The following is a 4139-nucleotide window of genomic DNA, read 5'->3' on the forward strand; positions in this document are numbered from 1 at the left end:
ATCTGCTACTCGGCGATTTTTCTCGCCACGATGCTGCTTTCTTAGCTGTTCTTCTTCTGATTGGCTTAAAAACATCTTCATAACAATAGTTTATAAGATGGTTTCTCTTAAAAGTCCATACTTTTATTCACGAAGGGTATAGCAACAAGCAAGGTAGAAGGATCCATCAAAGGATCCGGCAAGACAAAGCTTTGATCAAAGGTGGATCCTTCAGATTTATGGATACTCATGGCATAACCGTAGGAGATATGGGCATACTCTAATCTATCAAACTTAACCACTCTACCTTGGTCTAATCCGACCTTAACCTGACCTGTGGGCTCAAAAGAGGTGATGGTTCCAAAGGTGCCGTTTTTAACCCCCACTTTTTCTTGAAACTGTCCTTTAATAAACTCTATAGGATTGTCATATACTGGCTTTACAAATTGAGAGTGCTGATCATTACGGGTAAATCGAATCTTGTCTCCAATTGCAAACTCAACGCCTTCTAGTTTGAAAGTGTCTTGAAGGTGCCCCTGTTCTTTTAAAGCGTTTCGTATCTGTTGGTTCAGTTCAAAAACATCGCTGTTTCTGTAACTCAGAGCAATTCGGGTTTGATGGGGATTTTCTTTGATATCCGAGAGATAAGCATTTGTGAGAGCCTGAATGGTTTGATCCTTGTCATCAAACCATTTGATGTATCCCTTATCATAATAAGGTGTTAGCCCATCTAAAACCCTTGTGTCATTCAAAAGAGCAGAGCACTCCTTTTGCCACTTCACACGTTGACGCATGACCTCTTTCGTCTCTATACAACCAAATCTCTCTGCAAAAAGACGAGCCATATCCCCGGGTTCCCGAGATTTAATTTGATGGATGTCTTGGACAATGAGGACTTTGGCTCCTTGAGTAGCAGCCTCTCGTAGGAAAGGTTCCCAGAGTGTGCTCCCAATCATATTGGCTTCATCTACAATGATCACAGGATTCTTGGTGAAACGGCTTTTTTCCAGCTGCTTCATCTTGTTAAACGCGTACAAATAAGGTCGCCCCCAGAGCTTGCCGCTTTCCACCAATTCTTTTTGTTTGTCGTATTTGTCCCAAGAATATTTTAAGCTGTGAAGAGTATGGCACGGTATGCCAATTTCTTGAGTCATAATCTCAACGGCTTTTCCTTGAAAAGAAGTTCTCTAATTGCACCCGGGTCAAGGATCTTTTTTTTTCTGTCCACCAACACCAAATTTAGTGAGTTGAAAATAGTCTATCAGCTATCTTCCAGACAGGTCATAGACAAAATTCCTGTGACTCATTCGTCTGTAGTTAGGTCATCTCTTGTCTCCTTTTTAGCATTGGCTCATTTTGGTTGTTTGGCTATGAAAGAACAGCTCCAGGGTTCTCTTCGGAGTCTTAATAATGGGAAAGGCAATATAGGCTTTTCCCGCTCCAACATGTTGTTCGAATAATAAAATAGACCAGGCAATGTGCCCAACGGTGTCAAAGCACCAACCTCATTCCGCCTTGACCTATCTCATCGGTCTTGTTCTTTTCAAAACCTTCCTTCCAAAGAATCTCTTCTTTGAAACTTTTGTATTCTCCTTATCGATTGATAACTACAATACTCATCTTTCCCTCAAGCTGGTTTTTGACCATATTGAAACTCCGATTTGGAAATTAACATTTTACACATGATGATTGAGAGCTTTCGTGCCACAGCTACCATAGCTTTTTTAGTTCCTCGTTTTTGGGCGATCTTAATCCCCCAAACCTTGAGTCTGCTCCACTTTTTTGACCGTGTAAGCATCACAAGAGCTGCCTCCATGAGTAAACTTCGAACATCTGTATTGCCACATTTGAAGATACCCGCTTGGAGAACCCTTTCACCTGAAGAATATTGTCGAGGTGTTAGTCCAAAATATGCTCCAACATTGTAAGGATCTTTAAATCGAGATGGATCATCAAGGGCACATTTGTACGCAATAGCGGTTATCCTTCCAACTCCAGGAACTGTCATTAGCAATTTTATTTCTGCGTCTTTTGCAGCTAGGACATTCAATAGCTTATCCAGTTTTTTAACCTCTTCAATGAGTTGGTCAATACAATTAAGAAGGCTGGATATGCTCTTTTGAAAGATTTCCGGCAAATCATTGAGTGTTTTATTGATACACTCAGAAAACTTTTCAACGCCTATAGGGCCCAGACGGACTCCATATGCCTTAAGCATACCACGTATGGAATTTGTCAGCTGAATTCTTTGCTCAACTAAACGCTTACGAGATTTTAAAACTGATATAATGCCAATATTGTCCCAACTTTTTAGCTCGACTTCTTTATAATAGTTGCAACGTAGAGCATCGGCTATACCACGGGCATCGTTCTTATCCGTCTTATTAATTTGAACTGATAGGATCGCGGCCATCTTACGGGAATCAATACAAATAGCGGCAAGTCCTTCTTCACATAATCCTGTCGTAAGCCAATGGCTCAGACTGCCGCTTTCAAGTCCTACCTTTGTTAATTCAAGCTCCTGGGACTGTAAGTGGTGAGCAATCGCTTTCACATCCGAAAGTTCGTAAACGGTTCATGAAGTGCAGGTTTGGCGTAACCATCAGAGGAGGAAATTTCTTTTAAGCCTTATCAGCTGGTTGTTTCCAGTTGTATGGCAGAAGATTTTCTAGTTTTTCGCCCAAGGGAATTTTTTTCAAAATATCTTCAAAATAGTCAAAGGGGTTAAGCCCGTAGCTTTTGGCCGACTCCAAAAGAGAGTAAATTACAGCACTTGCCTCTGCGCCTTTCACACTTCCCTTGAATAGCCAATTTTTTTGTCCCACTGCAAACGGCCGAATGCACCGCTCAACCTCATTATTATCAATAGATAGTGATCCATCTTCTAAATAAACGTTCAACTCTTTCCATCGTCGCAAGGTATAGCCTATCGCTTCCCCTAATGTACTTTTTGGAGGAGCTAACCCTTGGTGTTTCTCAAGAAACTTTTTCAAATCGTCGAGTATTGGCTGTGATTCTTTCCCGCGAAGGGTTTTGACCTCATCAAAGTTTAGTTCTGACTCTCTGGCCTTTTTTTCAACTCCGTAGAGCGATGCAATCTTTTCAATAGCTTGAGTGGAAACTCCGACCTTCGTTGAGATCTTAGCTATTTCTACAAACTTACGACGCGCATGAGCCCAACAACACAGGTTTTTCACGCTCCCTTTTGAATCCTTACAGACCTTTTTGTACCCTGAGTATCCATCGCTTTGAAGGTACCCTTTAAAGCCACCTAAAAAGTCTGAAGCGACTGTTGCACTGCGCTCAGGAGAATAATCATATATAATTTTAAATTTATCATTTCCTCCTGTTTTATAGACCCACATATAGGACTTTGATGTGTTTTTCCTCCCCCTTTCCCCAAAGACTTGTACGGTGGTTTCATCCGCTTGAATATAACCTGATGACAAAAGATCTTTTCGAAGCAAATCAACAAGAGGTTCTAATAAGTCACCACATTTCATGACCCAACGTCCCAAAGTAGCTCGATCTAAATCAATCCCTGCTCGTTCCCAAATCTCTGCCTGCCGATATAATGGCAAGTGATCGTCATACTTGGAGACCAATATATGAGACAAAAGACCTGGAGCTGCCATGCTTTTGGGAATGGGTTGACTCGGCATGGAAGCCAGAATAACTGTTTCCTCACAAGATTTACAGCCATACTTCCACCTCACATGCTTGAGAACTTTCACTTTAGCTGGAATCACTTCCAACTGTTCGGATGTTTCTTTTCCAATGCAGTGGAGACGCTGCCCACAGGAGCATATTTTTTCATGCTCAGCCAAATCATGGGACACCTCTTCGCGGGGGATACTTTGAGGCAAGGGTTTGCGCCCGCCTGAGGCTTTCCTTTTCGGCTTGGAGGATGGTGTTGTTGATTTTGTGTCATCTTCAGGAGCGGCTTCATCAAAAACTTGCTCCAACCCGGGAAGGATCGGTGCGGAGGCATTTAAAGTCTTTTCGGACTTCCGACCAAATCGATGTTGACGTGCTTGGCACAAATAAGCGGTTAGCTCAACGATACGGGCTTCAAGTTTGACATTTTTTTCTTCCTCGGAAATGAGTTGAGCTTGAAAACGAGCACTCTCATCTTCTAGACGAAGTAGCCTGGTCAAAAG

At 42.1% G+C, this 4139-nt stretch carries 3 protein-coding genes; all 3 read right to left on the reverse strand.

Features of this window, described 5'->3' with window-relative positions; genetic code table 11:
* Positions 1-107: 107 nt before the first annotated feature.
* Positions 108-1133 carry an AAA family ATPase gene (locus HOL16_00105; GenBank protein ID MBT5389108.1) on the reverse strand — a complete coding sequence of 342 codons (1026 nt, stop codon included), beginning with the start codon at positions 1131-1133 and terminating at the stop codon, positions 108-110.
* 473 nt (positions 1134-1606) lie between these two features.
* Complete coding sequence (locus tag HOL16_00110; GenBank protein MBT5389109.1) at positions 1607-2533, reverse strand: IS110 family transposase; 927 nt, start codon at positions 2531-2533, stop codon at positions 1607-1609.
* 67 nt (positions 2534-2600) lie between these two features.
* Positions 2601-4139 (reverse strand): IS66 family transposase (locus tag HOL16_00115; GenBank protein ID MBT5389110.1); only part of this gene is annotated, 1539 nt, incomplete at its 5' end.

Source organism: Alphaproteobacteria bacterium (genome assembly GCA_018662925.1).
GTDB lineage: Bacteria > Pseudomonadota > Alphaproteobacteria > 16-39-46 > JABJFC01 > JABJFC01.

Bases quoted from the DNA above. Each gene is read 5' to 3' on its own strand.
- HOL16_00105 (MBT5389108.1), bottom strand. From the start codon at position 1,133: ATGACTCAAGAAATTGGCATACCGTGCCATACTCTTCACAGCTTAAAA.